22 protein-coding genes, 1 tRNA gene and 1 riboswitch are annotated in these 23,980 nt (G+C 73.7%); of the genes, 14 read left to right on the forward strand and 9 right to left on the reverse strand.

What is annotated here, in order from left to right; all coding sequences use genetic code 11:
- Nucleotides 1-2: 2 nt before the first annotated feature.
- The 6 genes from ACIBW6_RS32200 to ACIBW6_RS32225 all read left to right on the forward strand — a co-directional run bounded on the left by ACIBW6_RS32200 (nt 3) and on the right by ACIBW6_RS32225 (nt 6,716).
- Nucleotides 3-1,364 carry an O-antigen ligase family protein gene (locus tag ACIBW6_RS32200; protein WP_399065923.1) on the forward strand — a complete coding sequence of 454 codons (1,362 nt, stop codon included), beginning with the start codon at nt 3-5 and terminating at the stop codon, nt 1,362-1,364.
- Nucleotides 1,361-3,037 (forward strand): murein biosynthesis integral membrane protein MurJ, encoded by a 1,677-nt coding sequence (gene murJ / locus ACIBW6_RS32205; RefSeq protein WP_399065925.1) that lies wholly within the window; start codon nt 1,361-1,363, stop codon nt 3,035-3,037. The genes ACIBW6_RS32200 and murJ overlap by 4 nt, the downstream gene beginning before the upstream one ends.
- A 70-nt stretch (nt 3,038-3,107) precedes the next feature.
- On the forward strand, nt 3,108-3,809 hold the full coding sequence (locus tag ACIBW6_RS32210; RefSeq protein ID WP_399065989.1) for a polysaccharide deacetylase family protein: 702 nt from the start codon (nt 3,108-3,110) through the stop codon (nt 3,807-3,809).
- A complete protein-coding gene (locus ACIBW6_RS32215) occupies nt 3,806-4,945 on the forward strand; it encodes a glycosyltransferase (RefSeq protein WP_399065928.1) in 1,140 nt (379 codons plus the stop codon). Before ACIBW6_RS32210 ends, ACIBW6_RS32215 begins: the two co-directional genes overlap by 4 nt.
- Nucleotides 4,942-5,601 carry a lipopolysaccharide biosynthesis protein gene (locus ACIBW6_RS32220; RefSeq protein WP_399065930.1) on the forward strand — a complete coding sequence of 220 codons (660 nt, stop codon included), beginning with the start codon at nt 4,942-4,944 and terminating at the stop codon, nt 5,599-5,601. The genes ACIBW6_RS32215 and ACIBW6_RS32220 overlap by 4 nt, the downstream gene beginning before the upstream one ends.
- Nucleotides 5,601-6,716 carry a GNAT family N-acetyltransferase gene (locus ACIBW6_RS32225; RefSeq protein WP_399065933.1) on the forward strand — a complete coding sequence of 372 codons (1,116 nt, stop codon included), beginning with the start codon at nt 5,601-5,603 and terminating at the stop codon, nt 6,714-6,716. Before ACIBW6_RS32220 ends, ACIBW6_RS32225 begins: the two co-directional genes overlap by 1 nt.
- 37 nt (nt 6,717-6,753) lie before the next feature.
- Here the strand turns inward: ACIBW6_RS32225 and ACIBW6_RS32230 are convergent, their stop codons facing one another.
- The gene (locus tag ACIBW6_RS32230) at nt 6,754-8,211 is read right to left on the reverse strand and encodes a glycosyl hydrolase (RefSeq protein WP_399065935.1); all 1,458 of its coding nucleotides are present in this window, start codon (nt 8,209-8,211) and stop codon (nt 6,754-6,756) included.
- A 129-nt stretch (nt 8,212-8,340) separates the two neighbouring features.
- Here ACIBW6_RS32230 and ACIBW6_RS32235 point away from each other — a divergent pair, with 129 nt between their 5' ends.
- Both ACIBW6_RS32235 and ACIBW6_RS32240 read left to right on the forward strand, forming a co-directional pair.
- A complete protein-coding gene (locus ACIBW6_RS32235) occupies nt 8,341-9,627 on the forward strand; it encodes an ATP-grasp domain-containing protein (protein WP_399065937.1) in 1,287 nt (428 codons plus the stop codon).
- On the forward strand, nt 9,627-10,901 hold the full coding sequence (locus ACIBW6_RS32240; protein WP_399065939.1) for an NAD(P)-binding domain-containing protein: 1,275 nt from the start codon (nt 9,627-9,629) through the stop codon (nt 10,899-10,901). The genes ACIBW6_RS32235 and ACIBW6_RS32240 overlap by 1 nt, the downstream gene beginning before the upstream one ends.
- A gap of 293 nt (nt 10,902-11,194) precedes the next feature.
- On the opposite strand, the gene ACIBW6_RS32245 is transcribed toward ACIBW6_RS32240, so the two are convergent.
- The 3 genes from ACIBW6_RS32245 to ACIBW6_RS32255 all read right to left on the reverse strand — a co-directional run bounded on the left by ACIBW6_RS32245 (nt 11,195) and on the right by ACIBW6_RS32255 (nt 13,007).
- Nucleotides 11,195-12,067 (reverse strand): chaplin, encoded by an 873-nt coding sequence (locus tag ACIBW6_RS32245; protein WP_399065941.1) that lies wholly within the window; start codon nt 12,065-12,067, stop codon nt 11,195-11,197.
- An 85-nt stretch (nt 12,068-12,152) separates the two neighbouring features.
- The gene (locus tag ACIBW6_RS32250) at nt 12,153-12,386 is read right to left on the reverse strand and encodes a chaplin (RefSeq protein WP_399065943.1); all 234 of its coding nucleotides are present in this window, start codon (nt 12,384-12,386) and stop codon (nt 12,153-12,155) included.
- Between the two features lie 210 nt (nt 12,387-12,596).
- Nucleotides 12,597-13,007, reverse strand: a complete 411-nt coding sequence (locus tag ACIBW6_RS32255; protein WP_399065946.1) for a rodlin — start codon at nt 13,005-13,007, stop codon at nt 12,597-12,599.
- Between the two features lie 208 nt (nt 13,008-13,215).
- Here ACIBW6_RS32255 and ACIBW6_RS32260 point away from each other — a divergent pair, with 208 nt between their 5' ends.
- Complete coding sequence (locus tag ACIBW6_RS32260) at nt 13,216-13,626, forward strand: rodlin (RefSeq protein ID WP_399065948.1); 411 nt, start codon at nt 13,216-13,218, stop codon at nt 13,624-13,626.
- A gap of 174 nt (nt 13,627-13,800) precedes the next feature.
- Nucleotides 13,801-14,208, forward strand: a complete 408-nt coding sequence (locus ACIBW6_RS32265) for a rodlin (protein WP_399065991.1) — start codon at nt 13,801-13,803, stop codon at nt 14,206-14,208.
- 96 nt (nt 14,209-14,304) lie between these two features.
- On the opposite strand, the gene ACIBW6_RS32270 is transcribed toward ACIBW6_RS32265, so the two are convergent.
- Nucleotides 14,305-14,586 (reverse strand): hypothetical protein, encoded by a 282-nt coding sequence (locus tag ACIBW6_RS32270; RefSeq protein ID WP_399065950.1) that lies wholly within the window; start codon nt 14,584-14,586, stop codon nt 14,305-14,307.
- 154 nt (nt 14,587-14,740) lie between these two features.
- On the opposite strand from ACIBW6_RS32270, the gene ACIBW6_RS32275 reads away from it, so the two are divergent.
- The 4 genes from ACIBW6_RS32275 to ACIBW6_RS32290 all read left to right on the forward strand — a co-directional run bounded on the left by ACIBW6_RS32275 (nt 14,741) and on the right by ACIBW6_RS32290 (nt 18,528).
- Nucleotides 14,741-14,814: transfer RNA gene (locus ACIBW6_RS32275), tRNA-Met, on the forward strand.
- 154 nt (nt 14,815-14,968) lie between these two features.
- Nucleotides 14,969-16,069 (forward strand): PP2C family protein-serine/threonine phosphatase, encoded by a 1,101-nt coding sequence (locus ACIBW6_RS32280; RefSeq protein ID WP_399065952.1) that lies wholly within the window; start codon nt 14,969-14,971, stop codon nt 16,067-16,069.
- A 242-nt stretch (nt 16,070-16,311) separates the two neighbouring features.
- Nucleotides 16,312-16,470: riboswitch (cyclic di-AMP (ydaO/yuaA leader) on the forward strand.
- 11 nt (nt 16,471-16,481) lie between these two features.
- Nucleotides 16,482-17,519, forward strand: a complete 1,038-nt coding sequence (locus ACIBW6_RS32285; RefSeq protein ID WP_399065954.1) for a M23 family metallopeptidase — start codon at nt 16,482-16,484, stop codon at nt 17,517-17,519.
- Between the two features lie 55 nt (nt 17,520-17,574).
- A complete protein-coding gene (locus ACIBW6_RS32290) occupies nt 17,575-18,528 on the forward strand; it encodes an aldo/keto reductase (protein ID WP_399065956.1) in 954 nt (317 codons plus the stop codon).
- A 6-nt stretch (nt 18,529-18,534) separates the two neighbouring features.
- Here ACIBW6_RS32290 and ACIBW6_RS32295 read toward each other — a convergent pair whose 3' ends face one another.
- From ACIBW6_RS32295 to ACIBW6_RS32310, 4 genes are all read right to left on the reverse strand, one after another.
- Nucleotides 18,535-19,839, reverse strand: coding sequence for a PrsW family intramembrane metalloprotease (locus ACIBW6_RS32295; protein WP_399065958.1), 1,305 nt, complete (start codon nt 19,837-19,839; stop codon nt 18,535-18,537).
- Nucleotides 19,840-19,914: 75 nt separating this feature from the next.
- Nucleotides 19,915-20,688 carry a tRNA (guanosine(46)-N7)-methyltransferase TrmB gene (gene trmB / locus ACIBW6_RS32300; protein ID WP_399065960.1) on the reverse strand — a complete coding sequence of 258 codons (774 nt, stop codon included), beginning with the start codon at nt 20,686-20,688 and terminating at the stop codon, nt 19,915-19,917.
- A gap of 98 nt (nt 20,689-20,786) precedes the next feature.
- A complete protein-coding gene (gene lhgO / locus ACIBW6_RS32305) occupies nt 20,787-21,995 on the reverse strand; it encodes an L-2-hydroxyglutarate oxidase (RefSeq protein ID WP_399065962.1) in 1,209 nt (402 codons plus the stop codon).
- A gap of 69 nt (nt 21,996-22,064) precedes the next feature.
- The gene (locus ACIBW6_RS32310; protein WP_399065964.1) at nt 22,065-23,486 is read right to left on the reverse strand and encodes an MFS transporter; all 1,422 of its coding nucleotides are present in this window, start codon (nt 23,484-23,486) and stop codon (nt 22,065-22,067) included.
- Nucleotides 23,487-23,980: the final 494 nt, after the last annotated feature.

The raw sequence follows: 23,980 nt of genomic DNA on the forward strand, positions 1-23,980 counted from the left end.
AAGTGACAGCCGTCCCCGCGTTCACCCAGGTGGGCGCCAGTCCCGCTGCGGCCTGGCAGCGGGCCGTGCGCCGCGCGGGCCCCGTGCTCCCCGTCGTGCTGGTGGTCAGCATGCTGGCGCTGCCGCTCGGGCCGGGGGCCGAGGGCGACAGCGGGGGGCTGACACCGGCCGACGCGGTCTCCGGCCTCCTGGTGGTCTTCTGCGCGGTCCGGGCCGTGCGCGCCCGGCAGCGCCCGCTGACCCGCACCGCCTACGTCGTGCTCGGGCTGCCCGTGCTCGCCGTCGCGGTGGCCGCCCTCGGCGCGGACTCCTCCTCGCACACCCTGCTGGGCATGGCGCGGTACTACCAGATCTTCGTGCTCGTCCCGGCCGCCGTCCTGCTGCTGCTGCGCGACCGCGGCGACTTCCGGCTCGTCGGCTGGGCTTTGGTCGGACTCGGCCTGTGGCAGGGCGCGATCGGTGTCTACCAGTACCTGACCGGCACGGGTGCCTCGTACGCGGGGGAGGACATCCGGGCCGTCGGCACGTTCGGCGCCACCGACGTGATGGGCATGTCCACCGTCGTCGCGTACGGGCTCATCTGCGCCGTGGCGCTCGCGCTGGGCGGCGGGACACCGCGCGTCCGGCTCACCGCGCTCGCCTGTGCGCTGGGGCTGCTCGTGCCCCTGGCGCTCTCCTTCAGCCGGGGCGCCTGGATCGCCACGGCCGTCGCGTGCCTGCTGCAGATCGTGCTCGCCGGGCTGCGGCGCGCCGCACGGCTGTTCGCCGTGGGGGCCGCCGTGGCGGTCGTCCTCGTCGGCGGGTTCGGGGTCGGGACGTCGATGCTCCAGGAACGGCTGAGCAGCATCACGCAGGTCACGGCGACCCCCGACCAGTCGGTGACCGACCGGTACACGATGTGGGCGGCGGCCGTGGGCATGTGGCAGGAGCACCCGGCGACCGGGGTCGGGCTCAAGAACTTCCCCGCCTACCGCGACAGCCACGCCTCCATCGCGCTCTCCGCCGGCAGCGATGTCGCGGGCGCGGGCGCCGCCTTCCGCCGGCAGCCCCTGCTGTCGCCGCACAACATGTACCTGCTGGTCCTCAGTGAGCAGGGGCTGCTCGGCCTGTGCGCCGTCGTGGGCAGCTGGGCGGCGCTCCTGGTGTGCGGGGTGCGGCGGCTCGCCGCGGCCCACCGGAGCGCCCGCGGCCTGGACTGCGCGCTCCTCGCGTGTGGGCTGCTGACCTGGCAGCTGATCGACTTCGCCTACGCCGACATCGGCGGTCCCTCCACGGTGCTCACCGCCGTCGTGTTCGGGCTGGCCGCCTGGTGGGCGCTGGCGCCCGCCGCGGTCCGCGCCGGCGGAGCGGCGGCCGGACGATGAAACCCACCCTTCCTGTCGACGGCGGCGAAGAGACCGGGCGCTCCGCCGCCATGCCGGCCCAGCAGACCGCCGGACCGCCCGTCCGCGACAAGAGCCCGGAGCAGCACGGCAGTTCCGGGACCTTCCTCGCCCGTGCCGCGCTGCTGACCGCGGTGCTCTCCGCCGCCGGGTCGCTGCTCGGCCTCGGCCGGGACCAGGCGCTCGCGCACCTGTTCGGAGCGGGGAGCGAGACGGACGCCTTCCTCGTCGCGTGGACCGTGCCCGAGGTGGCCACGACGCTGCTGATCGAGGACGGCCTCGCCTTCATGCTCGTCCCCGCCTTCAGCGCCGCGATCGCCGCCCGCGCGGCCGCGCCGACGGCGGTCCAGGACCCGGTGCGCGCCCTGGTGGCGTCCTCGCTGCCCCGGCTGACCCTGGCGTTCCTGGCCTCCGCCGTGCTCCTGATGATCGGCGCGCCCCAGCTCGTCGAGGTGCTCGCCCCGGGCCTGCCCGACCCCCGCCTCGCCGTCGACTGCACGCGGCTGACGGCGACCTGCCTGCTGACCTTCGGGCTCACCGGGTACTGCAGCGCGGCCCTGCGCGCCCACAGCAGCTACCTCGCCCCGGCCGCCATCTACGTCGCCTACAACACCGGCATCATCGCCACGCTGCTCCTGCTGGCCGACCGGTGGGGGGTGCGGGCCGCCGCCGCGGGCGTGGCCGTGGGCGGCTGCCTGATGGTGCTCGTGCAGGCGCCGGTCCTGCACCGGCGGCTGCGCGGCGCGGGCCCGCGGCCCGCCCGCCGGACCGGGGCCGCGAAGGCGGCGAAGCGGCAGTCCATGGACCTGGCGCTGATCGCGACCGTCCTGCTCTTCGCGCTCTGCCGGCAGTCGCAGGTCTTCATCGAGCGGTTCCTCGCCTCGTCCCTGCCGTCCGGCGCGATCTCGCACCTCAACTACGCGCAGAAGGTCGCGCAGTTGCCGATGGTGCTGTCCCTGATGCTGTGCACCGTCACCTTCCCCGTCGTCGCCAAGGCGCTGGCCCGCGGCGACACGGAGCGGGCGCGGGAGCGGGTGGAGCGCGACATCGCCCTGGCCGCCTGCATCGTCCTGTTCGGCGCGGCGGTGGTCTTCGCCTGCGCTCCCGACATCATCGAGCTGCTCTTCCAGCGCGGTGCCTTCACCGGCGCGGACACCGCCGCGACCGCCTCCATCATGCGCGTCTACTCCCTGGGCCTCCTCGGCCACTGCCTCGTCGGCGCCCTCGTCCGCTCCTACTTCTCCGCCGGGCGGCCCACCTGGTACCCGGTCGGCGCGATGGCCGCCGGCATGCTGCTCACCGCCGGCGCGGGCACCTGGGCCGTCCCCGTCTGGGGCGTCGGGGGCATCGCCGCCGCCAACGCCCTGGGCATCACCTTCACCGCCGTCCTGCTGCTGACCGCCATGGACCGGCGCAGCGTCCCCGTACGGCTGCCGGCGGTACTGCTCGAACTGGCCAAGACGCTGCTCGCGGCGGTGGCCGCCGCGGGCGCGGGCCTGCTGTGCGCGGGCGTGCCCGCGCACCCGCTGGCGGCGCTCACCCTCGCCTCCCTCGCCGTCGCGGCCGTCTTCGGCCTCCTCCTGTGGGCCCTCAACGTGCAGGCGTTCCTGCCGGCCGTCCGCATCGCGACCAGAAAGCTTCGCAATGTCAGCTGAAACAGCGCTCCAGGAACCACCCCTGACCCGGTCCAGAGACCGACTGCCCGGCCGCTCCCCGTGGGTGGCCATGTACCACTCGGTGGACGACTGCCCCGACGATCCCTACAACGTCACGGTCACCCCCGACCGGCTGCGCCAGCAGCTGCACTGGCTGCGCTCGCGCGGCCTGCGCGGCGTCAGCGTCGCCGAACTCCTCGACGCCCGCAGCTGCGGCGCCGGCCGCGGTCTGGTCGCCCTCACCTTCGACGACGGCTACGGCGACTTCGTCGAGAACGCGCTGCCGCTGCTGCGCCACTACGACTGCTCGGCCACCGTCTTCGTGCTGCCCGGCCGGATCGGCGGCGAGAACGGCTGGGACGCCGAGGGCCCGCGCAAGCCGCTGCTGACCGCGCAGGGCATCAGGACCGCCGCCGCGGCCGGCATCGAGATCGGCTCGCACGGACTCATGCACGTCGACCTCACCCGCGTGGACGACGAACAGCGCCGCGCCGAGATCCGGCACAGCAAGGTCCGCCTCGAAGAGCTCACCGGCCACGAGGTGCACGGCTTCTGCTATCCGTACGGGGCCATCGACGCGCCGACGGTGGAGGCCGTGCGCGCCGCCGGCTACCGGTACGGCTGCGCCATCTCGCCGGGCCCGCTCACCAGCGTCCACGCCATGCCGCGGGTCTACGTCGGCCAGCGCGACACCCCCTGGCGGCTCGAACTCAAGCGCCGGGTCCACCGGGTGCGCCGCCGGGACTGGCAGCTCGGGGAGGGCACGCGGTGAAGGTCCTGCACGTCATCACCGGCCTGGGCGCGGGCGGCGCGGAGCAGCAGTTGCGGCTGCTCCTGCGGCACCTGCCGGGCGGCCACGACGTCGTGACCCTGACCAACCCGGGCCAGGTCGCCGAGGGCCTGGTCAGCGACGGCGTCCGCGTCGCCCACCTCGGTATGGCGGGCAACCGGGACGGCCGCGCCCTGCCCCGCCTGGTGCGGCTCGTGCGCGGCGGCCGCTACGACGTGGTCCACACGCACCTGTACCGCGCCTGCCTGTACGGGCGCACGGCGGCGCGGCTGGCCGGGGTGCGGGCCGTGGTCGCGACGGAACACTCCCTGGGCGACGCACAGATCGAGGGGCGCCCCCTCACCCGCGGGGTCCGCGCGCTCTACCTCGCGGGCGAGCGGCTCGGCCGGGCGACCATCGCGGTCTCCCCGGCGGTGGCCGAGCGGCTGCACGGCTGGGGCGTGGCCCCGCACCGCGTCCACGTCGTCCCGAACGGCGTCGACGTCGACCGCTTCGCCTTCGACGCCCGCGCCCGGACCCGTGCGCGGGCCGCGCTCGGGCTGCCCGCGGACGCCTTCGTCGTCGGCGGGGTGGGCCGCCTCGTGCCGGGCAAGCGGTTCGACGTCCTGATCGCCGCCCTGCGCGACCTCCCGGACGACGTACGCCTGCTGCTCGTCGGCACCGGACCGCAGGAGGACGCGCTGCGGGAGGCGGCGCGGCGCGCCCAGGTCCTGGACCGCGTCGTCCTCGCCGGGGAGCGCCCGCACACCGCCGCGGGCCCGGACGCCGTGGACCTGCCCGCGCTGCTGTCGGCGATGGACGTGCTCGCCTCGCCCTCGCTCGACGAGGCGTTCGGGCTCGCCGTCGTGGAGGCGCTCGCCGGCGGCCTGCCCGTGCTCTACGTGACCTGCCCGGCCGTCGACGACCTGCCCGCGGGGCTCGCCGCCCGCGCGGTCCGTGTCCCGTGCGCGCCCGCCTCGTTCGCCCGGGAGATCCGGGCGGTCCGGGACCGGCGGGCGGACGACAGGCCGCCGTCACCGGCCGCCCACCACTACAGCATCGCCCGCAGCGCCGAGGCACACCTCCGGGTGTACGCGTCGGCCATGGGCGCCCCGACCCCAGGAGTGAGTACGCGATGACCGAAGCCGCCCAGGAGAGGGCCACCTCCCGCCCGCCGGCCACCCGCACCGGCACCCCCAGGCGCCGGGTGCCGCTGTGGTGGCCCCTGCCGGCCGGGATCCTGCTCGGCGCGCTCGCCGGCGGCGTGTACGGCGGGGTCAGCACCCCGCAGTACACGGCGACCAGTTACGTGATCGCCGTCCCCGCGAAGGGCTCCGACCCGATGTCCGCGACGGGCTTCGCCCAGGCCTACAGCAAGGTGGCCACGCAGGTCGCGGTGTTGAGCGACGCGCAGGTCGCGGCGGGCGTGCCGGTGGACACGCTGCGTTCGGACGTCCGCGCCGAGACCTCCCCGGACGCGCCGATGGTCGCGATCTCCGCGTCCTCGGACCGGCCCGCCACGGCGGCGGCGATGGCCGACGCGGTGGCGCGCGCGCTGACCACCAACGCCCAGCACGCCAAGAAGGAGACCCGCGTCGAACTCCTGCGGTTCACGCGCGCGGTGAAGCCGACCGCGCCCTCCTCGCCCTCGGCCGCGCTGACCACCCTGGTCGGCGCGTGCGCGGGCGGTCTGCTCGGCGGCCTCGCCCTGCTGCTGCGTCCGCGCCGGGAGCCCGGGGCCGCGACGCCGACCGTGCCCGCCCCGGCCGCGGGCGAGCAGCGGGGCGGCGCCTGATGCGGGGGAGCGGGCCCGGCCCCGCGGTCACGCTCTGCACGGACGCCGCCGCGTTCGGGGCGCTGCGCGAGGAGTGGAACCGCCTGCACCGCTCGTGTGCGACGGCGACCCCGTTCCAGAGCCACGCCTGGCTGCACTCCTGGTGGCTTTCCTACGGGCGTCCCGGACGGCTGCGGGTCGTGCTGGTGCGCCACGAGGGCCGGCTGGTGGCCGCGGCCCCGCTCATGCTGCGGCTGAGCCCCTTCCCCACGCTGACGCCGCTCGGCACGGCGATCTCCGACTTCAGTGACGTCCTGGTCGAGGACGGTTCGGGCGGCGCCGTCCTGGACGCCCTCGGCGCCGGTCTGTGGCGGCTGGCCGGGCGCGCCGTGATCGACTTCCGGGAGGTGCGGCCGGGCAGCACGGTGGAGGCGCTGCACGCCCGCTGGCCTGGACCGAGCCGGCGCCTCGACGACTCCCCGTGCCTGGAGCTGCCCGCGCTGCCGATGGACGACCTGGTGCAGCGGCTGCCGCGGCCCCGGGCGCAGCGGGCCCGCGCCAAGCTGCGCAAGCTGGACGCGATGGGGATCGAGCGGCGGGTCGTCCCCACCGCCGAGGTCGGCCCCTCGGTCCGCCGCCTGCTGGAGCTGCACCAACTGCAGTGGCAGGAGCGGAAGGTGACGACGGAACATGTCAGGCCGCGGTTCGCCGAGCACCTGACCCGTTCGGTCACCGCGATGGCGCAGACCGGCGACGCCGTCGTCACGGAGTTCACCCTGGAGGGCTCGGTGGTCGCCGCCGACCTGACCTTCCTCTCGCCGCGGCTGGCGGGCGGCTACCTCTACGGGGCCCATCCGCAGCTGCGGGAGCGGAAGATCGACGTGGCCACCATGCTGCTGCGTTCGTGCGCCCAGCACCTGCAGAGCGGGCCGCGCGACGGCGTGCTGAGCCTGCTGCGCGGCACCGAGCCCTACAAGCTGCACTGGCGCCCCGAGCAACTGGTCAACCAGCGGTTCCTGCTGGCGCGCCGCGGCACCGCCCCGCTGCTGGGCGCGCTCCTCGCCGACGTCCGGGGCCGGGCCCTGGCCAAGCGGGCCCGGCAGGCCTGGAAGGAGCGAAGTGGCGGCCCTGCCTAGCGCCGGGACCGCCACCGCACCCTCCGGCAGAGCCGGGTCAGAGGTACTGCCCCCACCCGCCGAAGCGCAGACAGACCCTGCCGCCGATCCACCGCTCGACCCAGTCGCCCAGCCGGACGGGGGTGCACGACGCGGCCGCGGTGGGCGCGGTCGGCGCGGTGGGCGCGGCCGGGCCGGTGGGCGTGGCCGGCGTGACGGGCGTGACGGGCGTGGCCGGAGTGACCGGAGTGACCGGAGTGACCGGAGTGACCGGCGTGATGGGCACAGTGGGCAGGACCGGCTTGTCGCGGCCGGTCAGCGCCGCCCGGTAGACCTTCGACGCCTCCGGGTTCTTGTCGCACTGCCACACCCCGTGCGGGCAGTAGTCCGTGAGGGTGTTGTAGAGCGCCTTGTGCTCGTCCATCCAGGCGAGCATGCGCCGCATGTACTCGGGGTTGTCGCCGTTGCGGAACAGCCCCCACTCCGGGTAGGAGACCGGCTTGTTGTGCTTCTTGGCGAAGCCGACGTGCCGCTCCAGGCCGTAGGGCTCGGAGACCTGCTTGTCGAAGGAGAGGCCCCGCGGCTGGTCGTAGGCGTCCATGCCGATGATGTCCACGACGTCGTCACCGGGGTAGCACCGGGTCCACGGCACGGCGTCGCGGCCGCGGCTGGGCGTGAAGTCGAAGCGGAACTTCTGCCCGGGCACGCTCCGCATCGTCGTGACGATCCGCGTCCAGTACTTGCGCCACGCCCGGGGGTCGGGGCCGCAGCGATGCGTGTAGGTGACGCCGTTCATCTCCCAGCCGAGCACGAGGACGGTGTCCGGCACGCCGAGCGTGACCAGGTGTTCGGCGAGGGTGCGGAAGTGCTGGTCGAACTCGCCCGCGGCGCCGCGCTGGAGCAGCGCCTGGACGTCTCCGTCCGAGACGCCCTCCTCGTTGCGTTCGAGCATCGGCACATTCAGTACGAAGAGCCGGTCATCGCGTTCGCGGCGCCACTTGGCCCAACTGTCGAGGAACGTCGGGGAGCCCTCGATGTTGCTCCACCTGTCACCGGGAAGATAGGTGTGCCCCACGCGCAGATCGGCTCCGCCGAGCCACTGCGACAACTGCGTCATCCGTGTCACACCGCGCGGCCCGTAGTCCAGGTAGGCGCCGAACGCCGGGAACTCGTCGCTCCCGGGCGCCGGAGCCACACCTGGGCCGAGGGCGGGCGGTGTCACGGACGGCGTGAGCTGCGACGGCACGGCAGGTGTCGGCTGCGGTGTCACGGCAGGCGTCTGCTGTGGTGTCACGGCCGGTGTCGGCTGTGGCGGCACGGCGGGTGTCTGCTGCGCCGGCGCGGCGGACGCCGGCTCGGGGGAGGGTTCGCCGGACGCGATCCGCACGCCGCGCGGGGTCGCGTCCGCCCGGTCGACGGAGACCGGTCCTCCCGCGACCAGCGCCGCCGCGATCAGGGCTCCCGTCACGATCAGCGCACGGCGTCTGCGCCACGGCCGTAGGCGTTTTGTCACCATTACGTCTCCTCGTCCTGTGATCGCTCCCTCCTGACAGACAGTCATATGAACGCTCCCGGCGCCATTCGTGGGACAGCCGATGGCCGCCCCGCGTCACCCTCACGGATTAGTTCCCCGAAAGGACGGCACATGCCCGACCCCTGTGTCCCGGTCGTGCTGCTACGGATCGACCCCAACCCCTTTCACCACGGGACGCTGGGGGCGGCCCGCTCCCTGGGGCGCTGCGGTGCGGAGGTCCACGTGGCCGCGGGCGAAGAAGGCGGCGACGGCGGCCCGGTGGCCCGTTCGCGGTTCGTCACCCGCACCCACCGCGCCCCGCGCCCGGGCGCGTCCCTCGACGAGGTCGCCGCCGTGCTGCGCCGGGTGGCCGCCCAGGTGGCCCGGCCCGCGGTGCTGATCCCGATGGACGACGCCGGCGCCATCGCGGTGGGCCGGCTGCGCGAGAGTCTCGCCGGCCCGTTCCTGCTGCCCGAACAGCCCGCGCACCTCGCCGAGCACGTCGCCGACAAGGCCCGGCTGCCCGAACTCTGCCGGTCCCTCGGCATCGGCCACCCGGACACCGTCCAGCCGCGCGACGAGCACCACGCCGCCACCGCCGCCCGCGAACTGGGCCTGCCGGCCGTGGCGAAGTGGAGCCGGCCCTGGCTGCTGCCCCCGGGCTCCGGCCTGCGCAGCACCACACTGATCAACTCCCCCGAAGAAGCGAGCGACCTCTACCGGCGCGGCCACGCCACCGGCAGCGAACTGCTGCTCCAGAAGTACGTCGCCGCGGGCCCCGGCAGCGACTGGTTCGTGCACGGCTACGCCGACCGGCACGGCACGCTGCACGGCGGCGGCGCCGGCACCAAGCAGCACGCCTGGCCGCGCGGCGCGGGCCTGACCGCGGTCGGCCGCTGGGACCCCGCCCCCGACCTGCACGCCATGGTCGGACGCGTCGTCGACGCCCTGGGCTACCGCGGCATCTTCGACATCGACTTCCGGGTGGACGCCACGACCGGCACCCCCTGCCTGCTGGACTTCAACCCGCGCCCCGGCGCGCAGTTCCGGCTCTTCGCCGACGGCGGCGGCCTGGACGTCGTACGCGCCCAGTACCTCGACCTGACGCACCGGCCGGTGCCCGCGGCCCGCGCCCTGCACGGGCGCGCCTTCGTCGTGGAGAACTACGCGCCGTTCTCCGCGATCCGGGCCCTCGCGGCCCGCCGGGGCACCCCGCCCCCCGAGTTCGCCTGGCACGCCCAGGACGACCCCGCGCCCGCGCGGGCCATGGCCGCCGCGTGGTCCCGGCACGCGGCACACCGGCTGCTGCGCCGGGCCCGGCCGGCCGCGGCCGGCGCACCCGGCACCTCCCCGGACCGCCCGGCCGTACCCGCGGCCGCCGTGCGGACCACGACGGCTGAACGAAAGGCGAGCTGCTGATGCACGACCTGTTGGTGGTGGGCGCCGGCCCTTACGGCCTCTCCATCGCCGCCCACGCCCAAGCGCGCGGACTCGACACGCGGGTCTTCGGACGCCCGATGCAGTCCTGGCGCGACCACATGCCCGAGGGCATGTTCCTCAAGTCGGAGCCCTGGGCCTCCAACCTCTCCGCGCCGGGGGACCGGTTCCGCCTCGACCAGTACTGCGCCCGGATCGGCGTCGCCGCCGTCCACGGCCGGCCGATCCCCGTGGAGACCTTCGCCTCCTACGGCCTGTGGTTCGCGCGCGAGGCACTCTCGCCGGTCGACGAGCGGATGATCGAGCACATCGACGCGGTCCCCGGAGGTTTCGCCGTCCGGACCGAGGACGGCGAGTCCGTACAGGGCCGGGCGGTGGCCCTGGCCAACGGGGTGCTGCCGTACCAGCACATCCCGGAAGCCCTGCGCGGGCTGGCGGACGCTCATGTGTCGCACAGCAGCCGGCACAGCGACCTCGGCCGGTTCCGCGGCGCGGACGTCACCGTCGTCGGCGCGGGACAGGCGGCACTGGAGATCGCGGCCCTGCTCGCCGAGCAGCGGACGCGGGTCAGGATCGTCGCCCGCGCCTCGCGGCTCGACTGGAACACCGTCCCGCCGCCCTGGGTCCGCCCCTGGCACCAGAGCCTGCGCGCCCCGCACAGCGGCCTGGGCAGCGGCTGGCGCAACTGGTTCTACGCCGAGCGGCCGGGCGCCTTCCGGCGGCTGCCGGAGCGGACCCGGGCCGCGATCGCCACGACCGCGCTCGGCCCCGCGGGCGCCTGGTGGATCCGGGACCGGGTGCACAGCGGCGCCATCGACATCCGGCTGGGCCGGGCCATCGAGGCCGCGCGCCCGGCGGCGGGCCGCCTGCACGTCCGTACGGCGGGTCCCGCCGCGGGCGCCGAGGAGTTCGAGACCGACCACGTCATCGCCGCCACCGGGTTCCAGGCGACGCGGGAGCGGATGACCGTGCTGGCCCCCGGGTTGCGGCACCTGCTGGCCGAGCGGCCCGAGGACACCCCGCGGGTGGGCCGCGGCTTCGAGTCGGCCTGCCCCGGCCTCTTCCTCGCCGGCCTGGTCACGACGCCCGACTACGGCCCGGCGATGCGCTTCGTCCACGGCGCGACCTACACCGCGCCCGCCCTGATCGACGGGGTCGAGCGGTATCTGGCCCGGCTGCCGCGGCGCGGTGGCCCCGTCGTCCCGGTGGGCCGCCGGCAGACCCGGGTCCCCGTCGCGGTCCCGTCCGACACCTGAGGCCCCGCGGGGCCTGGCGGCCGGGGGACCCGTTGGGGTGAGATGGCGGGCAAACGGGTGAAGGGGCCTGTCGTGACCGGCGTTTCGGTGGTGCACTGACGGCTGTCATGAGAATGGCCGCACCGGCCACGCCGGCCGTGTTGTCCGCGTCGGCCGTGTTGTCCGCCGCCCAGCCGTCGGCTTCGTGCCGTTGGTGGACAACCGTCGTGCGCGCCGTCCTCTGTGGGCCGGGAAGAGCGTTGGTAGCTCTTCCCGGCCCGGCCTTTTGCCGTCCCGGACCGGGAGATCGGCACTCAGCGGCGCGCCGTGGCCGACCTGCGGTAGAGGATGCCGCCGCCGAGCAGCAGCCCCGCCCCGGTGGCCGCCGCCGCGAGGATCCGCTCGTCGACGCCGGTCGAGGCCAGCTGCTCGTGCGCCACCGGCGCCTCGGTGTCGACCGCGGCCTCTCCGGCGGGCACGGAGCGCGGGAGCCCGGCCGCCTCGACCTGGCTGTCGCTGCCCGGGACGGGCAGGGCCCGGTCGGAGGGCGGCGTGCCGGGCTCGTCGGGCCGGGCCGGGGGCCGTTCGCCGTGCGGGTGCGTCGGACCGGCCGTCGATCCGCCCTCGCTCGCGCAGGAGTTGCCGAAGACGGGGTTGCCCACGCCGATCACGTCGACGGTGTTGCCGCACAGGTTCAGGCCGAGGTCCACCGGGGCCTGCACCGAGTTGCCCGACAGCACGCCGCTCGAACCCGACGTGCTGCTCGCGGAGTGCGGCGTGCGCGGTTCGGTGGGGTGCGCGGGGGCGTCGTCGCCGTACCCGCCGGGCTCGTCGCCGTTGCCGTCGTCGCCGTCGTGGGCGCTGGTGGCGGTGGTGCTATCGGGGTCGCCGTACCCGCTCGCCGCCCGCGCGTGCCCGCCGTCCGGGGACGTGACGGCGGAGGCGTCCTTCGCGGCGCAGTGGTCGCCGGTGGCGGGGTTCAGGGCACCCACGGCGTCGACGGAGTTGCCGCAGACGTTGACGGGGACCGACACCGGCGCCTCGACCGAATTGCCCGACAGCACCCCGGGCGAGCCGCCCGTCTGCTCCTGGGCGCCCGACATGACGGCGGCGCCCGCGCCGGGCACGGACAGAAAGCCCGTCGCCGCCGCGGCCGCCACTACGCCGATCCTCAGTGCCTGCCTCATGCGTTTCCTTTCCCGCTACAAGTCGAAGCCGACCCCGGGGCCCGAGGGCACCAGGGTCGGCCGGAAGACAACTGCGCTCGCTGCGTCAGTCGTTGGCGCAGGTGTTGCCGAAGGCGGGGTTCAGCAGGCCGATGACGTCGACGGTGTTGCCGCAGACGTTGACCGGGATGTGGATCGGGGCCTGCACGTTGTTGCCGGAGATCACGCCCGGCGAACCGACGGCCGCACCCTGGGCGCCGGAGTCGGCGAACGCCGGAGCAGCCATACCGAGGGCCATGACAGCGCCGGCGACGACCGTGACGCTCTTCTTGACAGACATGTTTTCTCCTTTTACCGAGGAAGTTGTTCAAGGGGTCCGTACGGAACGGAGGACGCTGGTCCCGCCGGACGCTCCGCATGGCAAACGAGCCGACACCGCCCGAGGAAACTGTGCCGACCGGGCGATGAAACGGGCGGACGCCCGATAAAAAGCCCGGGCCGCCCGCAGCAGAACGATGCGGACGGCCCGGGCCGGGTGCGCGGAGGCTGATCAGCCGTTCTGCGTACCGTTGGCCGAGAGGACCGGGATGTCGTCCAGGATGTGCGACAGCGGCTCGTCGCCCTTGGCCTGCGTCGAGTTCTCGACACACTGCTGGTTCTGCGGCGCGGACAGGATCGGGATGTCCTGGACGCCGACGTTGACCAGACCCACGATGTTCTGGATGTTCGCCTTGACCGGCAGACCGACACAGGGCTTGTTCAGCGAACCCTGGACCAGGCTGAGCTGCGGGCTCATGTCGCCGTCGGTCGAGGAGTTACCGAATGCCTGCTGGGCGCCGTTGCCGCTGGCGGAGGTGGTGCCGCTGTCGTCACCGATGGCCAGCGCCGACGGCGCGGCCGCGGCGGAGATACCGACGACGGAGACGGCGACTGCAGCCGCAGTCATAGCCTTCTTGAGCATTATTTCTGTTCCTTTTCTGACAGGCACCGGTTACTGCGAAAGGAATAACTCCCCGGGTTCGCGATGGTTCCGCAGGTTCACCCGTTGCGCCGAGAGTCTGATTATCCGCACGGCCCCCTGCTCCCCATCCGAGTGAATCTGGACAACCAAACCGTCCCGCGCGGAGTTGTCTCGGATGCTCGCTGAACCAATCGAAGGGGAATCTCTCATGATGAAGAAGGCTGTGGCCGCCGCCGCCGTCACCGCGTCTCTCGTCGGCATCTCTGCGGCGGTGGCCCCGCAGGCCCTGGCGGAGGGCAATGACGGTGGAACGACCTCGTTCAGCGGGAACAACGCTCAGCAGGCGTTCGGCAATTCGGCCACGTACGGCAACATGAGCCCGCAGATGGCGCTCATCCAGGGCTCGCTGAACAAGCCCTGCATCGGCCTGCCGGCCAAGGCCAACATCCAGAACATCGTGGGTCTGGTCAACGTCGGCCTCCAGGACATCCCGATCCTGTCGGCGCCGCAGAACCAGCAGTGTGTCGAGAACTCGACGCAGGCCAAGGGCGACGAGCCGCTGTCGCACATCCTGAACGACATCCCGGTTCTCTCCGCGAACGGCGAGGGCAACCACTGATCCGCATGTCGTAGATGTTGGGCCGCCTCATCGGCGGCCCAACTTTGTTTTTAACCGCATCCGCGTAATCCGCAGGTATTACGCCGAATGGGTCAGGGTCCGCAACTGTCACCCCCCGGACCAGTTGACTAACCGTAGCTCCGTCAACGGAGTTCGCTCATGAAGGGAATTCGCATGAAGAAGCTGTGGGCAACCGCAACGATCGTCGCTTCCATGGCCGGCCTGTCGGCGGTGGCTGCCCCCCAGGCTCTGGCCGTCGGCGACGACAGCGGCACCACCTCCGCCAGCGGCAACGGCGCGCAGGAGGCGTTCGGCAACTCCTCCGTCAACGGCGACCAGAGCCCGCAGCTCACCCTGGTCCAGGGTTCGCTGAACAAGCTCTGCGTCGGCCTGCCGGCCAAGGCGAACGTCCAGAACATCGTGGGTCTGGTCAACGTCGGCGTCCAGGACATCCCGGTCCTGTCCGCGCCGCAGAACCAGCAGTGCGCGGAGAACTCGACGCAGGCCAAGGAGGACGAGCCGCTGTCGCACCTCCTCAGCGACATCCCGGTCCTCTCGGCCAACGGCACGCAGAACGGCTGACACAAACCCTGAGGGGCAGCTGCCGAGCGCAGCTGCCCCTCAGGTGTGTCCGCCGCGGCCCGGCCGCATCGTGCGGTCCGGGCGCTGCGGGTGCGCCTACGCGCCGAGCAGGTTGGTGACCGGCGCCACCAGGTCCGTCACCTGGTGCAGCTCGTTGAGCTTGTTCAGCTGGTTGAGGCCCTGGAGCTGCTCGGCGGTGCGCGGCACCTCGTCGCGGTGCGCGGCCGGGACGGCCATGGTGGAGACCGCGTCGAGCGTCGCGGTGGGGGAGATGGTGTTGCCGGCCGTGTTGGTGTCGGCCTGCACGGCCGGGGCCGCGATCGCGGTGGCGCCGACAGCGAGCAGGACGGCGGTGAGGGCTCGTCGAGTTGAGGTCATGCCTCCCTAACGGCGCACCCGACGGGCCGGACACGGGAGGCCCGGACTCCTGACCCGACAGGTCTACACGGCGGGCGGCCGTACGAGCGGCGGGGCGGTCGCGGGAACCGATTGGCTTTCATCGTCCCTGATGGCGTAGTGTTGCATTCATCGACGCGGGGTGGAGCAGCTCGGTAGCTCGCTGGGCTCATAACCCAGAGGTCGCAGGTTCAAATCCTGTCCCCGCTACTGAAGGCCGAGGCCGGAATCTTTCGAGATTCCGGCCTCGGCCTGTTGGTGCGTCCTGACCCGGACGGAGCAGCAGCGCTCGCCCCCGGCCCGCCGCCCGGGAACCCTTGGACCGACGCCGTAATCCGGGCGCGGACGTGGCAGGAGACGAGTGGTGGGGCAGCGAGGAGGGCGGCACGGACGCGGAACGGACGCCGCCGGTACGCGTGCCTTCCTGCGGGTGCTGCCCCTGCTGCTGATCGTCGGCGGTGCGGTCTACGAGTACTGCACGCCGTCCGGGTTCGCCGGCTCACCGCTCTTCAGTGCTGCGCCGCTGGTCGTCGCGCCCTTCTTCTCGCTGGGCAGCACGATCACCGCGGGCGCCGCGTCGGTCGCCGCCATCGTCGCCGTCCATCTGCGCTACACGTCGTTCAACGCCGGGGTGTACACCGAGATGGCCACCGTGGCCACGGTGTGCGTGCTGGCCTGCTTCATCAACCGGATCAAGCGCCGCAGCGACGAGCAGCTGGCGTCCGCGCGCCAGATCGCGGAGGCCGCCCAGCTGGCGGTGTTGCCGGAGCCGGCCGGGCGGATCGGCGGCCTGGCCGTCGCGGCCCGGTACGAGGCGGCGCAGGCCGACGCCTTCATCGGCGGCGATCTGTACGCGGTGCAGGACACGCCGCACGGGGTGCGGATAGTCGTGGGGGACGTACGGGGCAAGGGCATGGGCGCGGTCGCCGCCGTGGCCGTCGTCATCGGGGCCTTCCGGGAGGCCGCCGAGCAGGAGGAGAGCCTGGAGGCGGTCGCCCAGCGGCTGGAGCGGGCGCTGGCCAGGGAGGGGTCGCGGCGGCGCGGCATCGACGACTTCGAGGGGTTCACCACCGCCGTGCTCGCCGAGATCCCGCACGGCGGCCGGCTCCTGCGCGTCCTCAACCGCGGCCACCCCGAACCGGTCGTGCTGCACGGCGACGGCACGGTGCGGGTGGTCACGCCGGCGGAGGCGGCGCTGCCGCTCGGCCTGGGCGAGCTCGGCTCCTGGCCGGACCGGGCCACCGAGGCGGCGTTCCCGGCCGAGGCGACGCTGCTGCTCTACACCGACGGGCTCTCCGAGGCGCGCGACGCGCGGGGCGTCTTCTACGATCCCGCGGCCCGGCTCGCGGGCCGGATCTTCCCGGGGCCGGAGGAGCTGCTCGCGGCGCTGGCCGAAGAAGTGCGCCGGCACACCGGGGGCGGGGCCAGCGACGACATGGCGCTGCTCGCCGTGCGCCGCCCTTGATCGACATCACGAGGCGTGACCGGACGACTCCCTGCACATAACGATTGACACTCCGTCAGAAAGTCGGGTGTTTGGCGCGGGCCGGAATCGTCGGTCAACTCGCCCGTTTGAAGGTGTTATTGACCGTTAAGTCCAGGCCAAAGACGTGAACGATCAGTGGGAACAGCTTGGAATTACTATCGGCTGTCTATTAACGTTCGATAACGCAGCGCGGTCGTCCCAGCCGTCACAAGCGACGGCTCCGTGCGCACACGCCTAATCCCGCAAGGGAGCCGGGGAACCACCAACTTGGGGTGAATCAGGCACAGTTCCGTCGCTTTTCGGGCGCCGGGCCGTGCTCGTAGGAGACCTTCCTGCTCCGAACCCGTCAGCTAACCCGGTAGGCGAGAAGGAAGGAAAGGAGAGCGCCCCCGTGGCGTCGAACCGTCCTGCCCCCGAGTTCTCCGGGTACTCCGCCCACCCCGCCGACGGCGAGGCCGGCGTCGAGCAGGGGAGCTGGGAGGAGTGGAATCCCACCGAGGAGTCCGTCCGCCCCGTCCGCGGCAGGCACCGCGTGGCCCGTCAGCGCGGCGGACTCGCGCGCAGCTCCACCGTCCTGGGCGTCGGCGTGATCGCCGCCGTCGGCGCCGGCGGCATCGCCACCGCGCAGGGCGGCAAGCCCCCGGTCCGGATCTCCATGCCCGACCTCTCCGCCGTCAAGGACTCGCTGCCCGAGGCCAAGTCGCTGCCCGGCGTGGGCGCGTTCATGTCCGACGGCGCCGACTCCGCCTCCGGCGCCTCCGCCGCGCCGCTCACCACGATGGGCACCGGTCAGTCGGGTGCGGGCGAGGCGCTGCGGGCCCGGATCATGCAGCAGGCCGAGACGCAGCAGGACGCCGCCGATGCCACCGCGCAGGCCGAGGCCGAGCAGGCCGCCGCGCTGAAGGCCGCCGAGGAGGCCGCGGCGAAGCACGAGAAGGCCGAGGCCAAGGCCGCCGCCGACAAGAAGAAGGCGGAGGAGGAGGCCAAGAAGAAGGCCGAGGCCGAGCGCCTCGCCGAGCTGGCCAAGAGCTTCCGGCTGCCCGTCGCCTCGTACACGATCACCGGCACCTTCGGGCAGCCCGGATCGATGTGGTCCTCCGGCTACCACACGGGCCTGGACTTCGCGGCCTCCACCGGCACGCCGATCCACGCCATCCACGGCGCCACCGTCACCGAGGCCGGCTGGGCGGGCGCCTACGGGTACCGCACGATCCTCACCCTCGACGACGGCACCGAACTGTGGTTCTGCCACCAGTCGTCGATGAACGTCAGCGTCGGCCAGAAGGTCTCCACCGGGGACGTCATCGGCCGCGTCGGCGCCACCGGCAACGTCACGGGCGCCCACCTCCACCTGGAGGTCCACCCGGGCGGGGACGCCACCGGCGTCGACCCCGCGGTCTGGCTGCGCGGCAAGGGCCTCTCGCTCTGAGCCCGCGGCGCCCCCCGCGCAGCGGTTCGCTCCGCGGGGGGCGTTCAATCGGGGTATGACTTCTTCTCCCCTGCGCCCGCTCGGCTCCTCCGACCTCGAGGTCTTCCCGCTCTCCCTCGGCGGCAACGTCTTCGGGTGGACCGCCGACGAGGCGACGTCCTTCGCGGTGCTCGACGCCTACACCGCCGGGGGCGGCAACTTCATCGACACGGCGGACTCGTACTCGGCCTGGATCGAGGGCAACCACGGCGGTGAGTCGGAGACGATCATCGGCAAGTGGCTCGCCGCCCGCGGCCGGCGCGACGAGGTCGTCATCGCCACCAAGGTCGCCCGCCACCCCGACTTCAAGGGCCTGCGCGCCGCGAACATCCGGGCCGCCGCCGACGCCTCCCTCACCCGCCTCGGCACCGACCACATCGACCTCTACTACACGCACTTCGACGACGACGAGACGATCCCCGTCGAGGAGATCATCGGCGCGCTCGACGGCCTGGTGAAGGCCGGCAAGGTCCGCGCCATCGCCGCCTCGAACATCTCGCCTGAGCGCCTCCAGGAGTCGCTGGACTTCTCCGACCGCGAGGGCCTCGCCCGCTACGTCGCCCTTCAGCCGCACTACAACCTCGTCTCGCGCGACACCTACGAGGGTCCCCGGCGCGAGATCGCCTCGCGCGCCGGGCTCGCCGCCGTCCCGTACTTCGCCCTCGCCGCCGGTTTCCTCACCGGCAAGTACCGGCCGGGCGTCGCCGTCGACAGCCCCCGCGCGGCCGGTGCCAGCAAGCACCTGGAGACCGAGCGCGGCCGCAAGGTGCTGACCGCCCTCGACGAGGTCGCCCGGGCGCACGACGCCGAGATCGCCACGGTCGCCCTGGCCTGGCTCGCCGCCCAGCCCACCGTCGCCGCGCCGATCGCGTCCGCGCGCACGGTGGAGCAGCTGCCCGCGCTGCTCGCCGTGGCCGGACTGGAGCTGACGGACGCGGAGCTCGGCCGCCTCACGGAGGCCTCCGCCTGAGCCCGTTCAGGGCCGGTACGGGTGGTACGCGGGGGCGGGCGGCCGCGGCCCCGCGTACGCCGGGGGCCGGTGGACGGGGGCCGCGACCTGGGCGGCGTAGGCGAGGGCGGGGCGGGCGTATCCGCGCCGCTGCCACAGCGCGTCGAGCAGCTCCCGCTCCCGTACGACGAAATCGGCGCCGGCCCGCCCCCGCTCACCGCGGTGCCGGAGCAGGGCGAGCGACGTCGCCAGGGACGCGTACTCGGTGACCGCCCGCTCCGCCGTCCTGCCGCCGTAGTGGGCCGCGTACTCGCGGGCCAGGCGGCGGGCCTTGAGGGAGCCGAGGGCGAACGGCTCGGGCGGCGCGAGCCAGCCGGCGGCGACGTACGCCGCCAGCTGTGCCCGGACGGTGCGCAGTTCGCGGTGGCGCAGGTACACGGCGAGCCAGGTGAGCAGCGCGAAGACCGGGACCATGAACGCCGCGTACACGGCGTAGAAGCCGTACTCGCCGAAGGACGACGAGCCGTTCCAGAACGCGTGCACGCCCATCGCGGCGAGCAGCCCCGCCAGCGGCAGCAGCACCCGGCGGCCGGACCCGCGGTCGGGCGCGGCGACCGCGGCGAGCCCGAAACCGATGCCGGTGAGCACGGTGAAGAGCGGGTGCGCGAACGGTGACATCACGATCCGCACGAAGAAGGTGGCCGCCGTCACCGAGGTGAGGCCGGGGCCCGTGCCGGTCAGCTGGTCGGTGCCGAAGGCGTTGCCGAGGTAGAGGATGTTCTCGGTGAACGCGAAGCCGGTGGCGGTGACCCCGGCGATCACCACGCCGTCGACGACCGTGGTGAAGTCCCGTCTGCGGAACAGGAAGACGAGCAGCACGGCCGCGGCCTTCGCCGACTCCTCGACGACGGGGGCTATGACGGTGGCGCCGAGGGTGTCGGCGCCGGTGGGGTCGGCGGTGGCGGTCTCGATCCACCGCGTCGCGAAGCTGTTCGCGACGATCGCTATCAGGGCGGCCGCGCAGGCGCCCCAGGCGAAGGAGAAGAGCAGGTTCCGCCAGGGGCCCGGCCGCACCCGGTCAAGCCAGCGGAACGCGGCTATCAGCAGCGGCACCGGCAGCACCGCGAGGCCGAGCCCGACCAGGAAACCCTCGGTGCCGGTCTGCTCGCGCACCAGCGCCAGGATGACGGCGCCGGACAGTGCGAGGAGCGCGGCGAGCGCCGTGACCCGCGCGCCCCGCCGCTGCCACCAGCGCGGATGGCGGACCTCGCCGACCGGTCCGGTGCCGGTGGCGGGGTCCTGCGGAGGCGGGCAGCCGGGGTACGAAGCCACTCATCGACCCTAACGAGGGATGCGCGGCGCCGCGACGGGGCCCGGGGACCGTGACCGGTCCCCGCTCGCGACCCGCTACCGGCGCCGGAACAGCAGGTCGTGCACCACATGCCCCTTGTCCAGGCCCTGACCCTCGAAACGGGTCAGGGGGCGGAACTCCGGCCGGGGCGCGTAGCCGCCGTCCGGCACGGTGTTCTCGTAGTCGGGGTGGGCCGTGAGCACCTCCAGCATCTGCTCGGCGTACTCCTCCCAGTCCGTCGCGCAGTGCACCAGCGCGCCGGACCTGAGCGGCCCGGCCACCTGGGAGAGGAACTCCGGCTGGATCAGCCGCCGCTTGTGGTGGCGCGCCTTCGGCCAGGGGTCGGGGAAGTAGACGCGCAGCCCGTCGAGGCTGTCGTCCGGGAGCATGGCGCGCAGCAGGATGATCGCGTCGCCGTTGGCCACCCGGACGTTCGTCATGCCGCCCCGGTCGGCGAGGTTCAGCAGGTTGCCCTGGCCGGGGGTGTGGACGTCGACCGCGAGGATGCCGGTCGTGGGGTCGTCCGCCGCCATCTGCGCGGTGGCCTCGCCCATGCCGAAACCGATCTCCAGGACCACCCGGTCGAGGCCGGGGAAGAGCTCGGCGAGGTCCAGGACGCGCTGCCCGTCGATGTCCAGGCCCCAGCGGGGCCACAGCCGCTGGAGGGCCTCGGCCTGCGAGGTGGTGACCCGGCTGCGGCGGGGCTGGAAGCTGCGGATGCGCCGCTCGAAGTGCGAGCCGGCCGGGTCGGGCCGGGGCCCGTCGGGGAAGCGCGGCTCGTTCGGGCGCTCGGGCGGGGCGGGGTGCTTGGGCGATTCGGACTCAGACACAGTGGGGCGATTTTACGGGTCGGTGGCGCCCCGCCGCTCCCCGCGCCCGCGCGCCGGGCCCGAGGCCGCTCCGTGCGATCGCGCGGTGCGATCGCGCGCTACGCGGAGCCCAGCGCGGCGAGTGCGCGCCGGGCCACCTCGCGGCCGATGGGCAGGGAGGCCGTCGCGGCCGGCGACGGCGCGTTCAGCACATGGACCGTGCGGGCGCCCTCCCGTATCAGGAAGTCGTCGACGAGCGTGCCGTCCCGCAGCACCGCCTGCGCCCGCACCCCGGCGGGCGCCGGGACCAGGTCCTCGGGGTCGACCGCGGGCACCAGGCGGCGCACCGCGTCGGTGAACGCGCGCCGGGAGGCGGAGCGCCGCAGCTCGCCCGCCCCGTACCGCCAGTGACGCCGGGCCATCCGCCACGCCCCGGGCCAGGCCAGCGTCCCCGCCAGCTCACGGGGGCGGACCGTGCCCCAGCCGTACCCCTCGCGGGCCAGCGCGGGTACCGCGTTCGGACCGACGTGGACGGAGCCCTCGATGCCGCGGGTCAGATGCACCCCGAGGAAGGGGAACGCCGGGTCCGGCACCGGATAGACGAGGCCGCGCACCAGCTCGGGCCGGGCCAGGTCGAAGTACTCGCCGCGGAACGGCACGATGCGCATCCCCGGATCGTCCCCGGCGAGCCGGGCCACCTGGTCGCACTGGAGTCCCGCGCAGTTGACCAGGACCTTGCCGCGGACGATGTCCCCGGCGGCGGTCCGCACGGCGACGCCCAGGGCGGGGCGCCGGTCGATGCGCACGATGTCCGCCCCGTAGCGGATGTCGGCGCCGGAGGTCTCCGCGAGGTGCCGGGCGACCGCGCGGTAGTCCGCGATACCCGTGGTCCCGACCTGGATGGCGGCCAGGCCGCGCACCTCGGGCTCGTACTCCTGGATCTGCGCGGGGCCCAGCTCGCGCACCGCGATCCCGTTCTCCCTGCCGCGCTGGACGAGGGCGTGCAGCCGGGGCAGCTCGTCCCGCTCGGTGGCGACGATCAGCTTGCCGGTGACCGCGTGCGCGATCCCGTACTCCGCGCAGAACTTGACCATCTCGGCGGCGCCGCGCACGGCGAAGCGGGCCTTCAGCGAGCCGGGGCGGTAGTAGATCCCGCTGTGGATCACCCCGCTGTTGCGCCCCGTCTGGTGGCGGGCCGGGCCCGACTCCTTCTCCAGGACGACGACGCGGGTGCCCGGCGCGGAACGCGACAGGGCATACGCGGTGGCGAGTCCGACGATCCCGCCGCCGACCACCAGCACATCCCCGTCATACGCAGCCGTGCTCACCGGGCCTCACCTCCATGTCCTGCATCTTGCCCGACACCACTGACAATCCATGCGGGACAGGGGCCACCGTTATGCCGGGGCCATCAGCAGCGGCCGCGCCCGCTCCCGCAGCTCGACCACCCGCGGCTCGTCGCCGTAGGGCTCCAGGCGGTGCAGCAGGTCGCGCACGTACTCGGTGGTGCGCGCGGAGGAGATCCGGCCCGCCACCTCCAGGGCACGGGTGCCCTGCTCGCACGCCGCGTCCAGGTTCCCCGACTCCAGCTCGGCGACGGCCGACACGACCAGGCGCAGTCCGTGCGAGCGCACGAACTCCTCGGTGGGCCGCGACAGCGCCTGCTCCGTGAACCTGCGCACCTGCCGCGGCGCCTTCAGGTCCCGGTAGCACTCGGCGGCGTCCGCGGCGAACCGGTCGTAGGAGTAGAAGCCGAGCCAGGACGGGTCGCTGTCGCCCTCCCGGGAGCGCTCCAGCCACCCCTCGGCGGCCCGCAGCGCGGCGCCCGCCGCGTGCGCGTCGTTGGCACGCGCGTGCGCGCGCGCCTCGACGAGTCGGAAGAAGCTCATGGTGCGGGCCGTCGCGAGCCCTCGGTTGCGCTCGACCGCGGCCTGCGCCAGGTCGACGCCCTCGTCCCCGAACCCGCGGTACGTGGCCTGCAACGACATGGAGGCGAGTACGTACCCGCCTAAGGGGACGTCGGCCGCGGCCCGGGCCAGGCGCAGCGCCTGGATGTAGTACCGCTGCGCCGCCTCCTGCTGGCCGGTGTCGAACGCCATCCACCCCGCGAGGCGCGTCAGCTCGGCGGAGGCGCCGAACAGCGAGCGGCCCACGTCGTCCGAGTACGAGCCGAGCAGCAGCGGCGCCGCCTCGACCCGCAGGCACTCGGGGACCATCGACGAACGCCAGTCCCCGCCGCCGTACTTGGAGTCCCAGCGCCGCGCGTCCTGCGCGGCCTCGCGCAGCTTCAGCACGTCACTGTGGCCGACCTTCTGCGGCGTGCCCTCCTCGGTGAGGTGGACCTCGCGCGCGACCGAGGAGTCGGCCGGAGTTATCAGCCAACGTGACGCGGGTGTCGCGTACGCGCTCACCGCGAAGGAACCGGCCAGCGACTGCCAGATGCCGCCGCTGCCCGCCCGCCGGCCGGCGAGGTCGAGCCGGTACAGCTCGGTCGCCGACTTCACCGCCGCCCGCACGTCGCGCGGGAAGGCGAGACCGACCTCCGGCGCCGGGTCCGCGTCGGCGAGCCCGATCTCGTGCAGCGGCACGGGCCTGCCGAGCTTCTGGCCGATGGCGGCCGCGATGAGGTGCGGGGCGGCGCCCTGCGGCACCATGCCCTTCGACACCCAGCGCGCCACCGAGGTCTTGTCGTAGCGAAGGGTCAGCCCGCGCTGTCCGCCTAGGTCGTTGACGCGCCGCGCCAGTCCCGCGTTACTGATTCCCGCGAGGGCGAGAACGGCGCCGAGCTTCTCGTTCGGTCCGCGTAGCTCCCTGGACATGCGCCACCCCTCGACACAGACGCCGCCGCGCCGGCACTTCGCAGACTCACTCGGCCTGGCATAACCGCGCGGCATTCGTACACCCAGCGTAGTTCGCCGGATCCCAAGCGTTAAGTGGCGTAGTTCCGGATGGCGAGATTGTTGTCCGTGCGGAAGTACCGCGCAGGCCACGCGCCGTCACCGTGTGCTCCGGCCGTGGCGCCGTGCGCCCGGGTGTGCGCTCTTACTCGCGCACGGGGGAAGCGGTTGCATGGAACCTGCGTGGGTCGGCCCGCTGTACTGGATCCAGTGGGCTGGGGGACACCGCCGCCTACATCCCCGCGGGCGGCGGACCGGTCCGGGAGGCGATGCGCGCCTCCCGGACTGTGCGTTGCAGGCTGTGGCCGAAGCGGGGTGTCCAGCTCCGGCCATCCGCGGCCGATTTGGCCGAATCCCGCCCCTGTCGTCCTGCCGTGCCGTGGTGGTGCCACGGTTCAACCACGGCTCGAAAGGGG

Source organism: Streptomyces sp. NPDC049813, from assembly GCF_044465085.1.
Taxonomy (GTDB): domain Bacteria; phylum Actinomycetota; class Actinomycetes; order Streptomycetales; family Streptomycetaceae; genus Streptomyces.

What these genes read in the sequence shown, in the direction of transcription:
- ACIBW6_RS32240 (WP_399065939.1), top strand. Translation starts at nt 9,627, where the DNA reads ATGCACGACCTGTTGGTGGTGGGCGCCGGCCCTTACGGCCTCTCCATC.
- ACIBW6_RS32245 (WP_399065941.1), bottom strand. Translation starts at nt 12,067, where the DNA reads ATGAGGCAGGCACTGAGGATCGGCGTAGTGGCGGCCGCGGCGGCGACG.
- ACIBW6_RS32220 (WP_399065930.1), top strand. Translation starts at nt 4,942, where the DNA reads ATGACCGAAGCCGCCCAGGAGAGGGCCACCTCCCGCCCGCCGGCCACC.
- ACIBW6_RS32290 (WP_399065956.1), top strand. Translation starts at nt 17,575, where the DNA reads ATGACTTCTTCTCCCCTGCGCCCGCTCGGCTCCTCCGACCTCGAGGTC.
- ACIBW6_RS32250 (WP_399065943.1), bottom strand. Translation starts at nt 12,386, where the DNA reads ATGTCTGTCAAGAAGAGCGTCACGGTCGTCGCCGGCGCTGTCATGGCC.
- ACIBW6_RS32265 (WP_399065991.1), top strand. Translation starts at nt 13,801, where the DNA reads ATGAAGAAGCTGTGGGCAACCGCAACGATCGTCGCTTCCATGGCCGGC.
- ACIBW6_RS32210 (WP_399065989.1), top strand. Translation starts at nt 3,108, where the DNA reads ATGTACCACTCGGTGGACGACTGCCCCGACGATCCCTACAACGTCACG.
- ACIBW6_RS32235 (WP_399065937.1), top strand. Translation starts at nt 8,341, where the DNA reads ATGCCCGACCCCTGTGTCCCGGTCGTGCTGCTACGGATCGACCCCAAC.
- ACIBW6_RS32255 (WP_399065946.1), bottom strand. Translation starts at nt 13,007, where the DNA reads ATGCTCAAGAAGGCTATGACTGCGGCTGCAGTCGCCGTCTCCGTCGTC.
- murJ (WP_399065925.1), top strand. Translation starts at nt 1,361, where the DNA reads ATGAAACCCACCCTTCCTGTCGACGGCGGCGAAGAGACCGGGCGCTCC.
- ACIBW6_RS32260 (WP_399065948.1), top strand. Translation starts at nt 13,216, where the DNA reads ATGATGAAGAAGGCTGTGGCCGCCGCCGCCGTCACCGCGTCTCTCGTC.
- ACIBW6_RS32225 (WP_399065933.1), top strand. Translation starts at nt 5,601, where the DNA reads ATGCGGGGGAGCGGGCCCGGCCCCGCGGTCACGCTCTGCACGGACGCC.
- ACIBW6_RS32230 (WP_399065935.1), bottom strand. Translation starts at nt 8,211, where the DNA reads ATGGTGACAAAACGCCTACGGCCGTGGCGCAGACGCCGTGCGCTGATC.
- ACIBW6_RS32270 (WP_399065950.1), bottom strand. Translation starts at nt 14,586, where the DNA reads ATGACCTCAACTCGACGAGCCCTCACCGCCGTCCTGCTCGCTGTCGGC.
- ACIBW6_RS32310 (WP_399065964.1), bottom strand. Translation starts at nt 23,486, where the DNA reads ATGTCCAGGGAGCTACGCGGACCGAACGAGAAGCTCGGCGCCGTTCTC.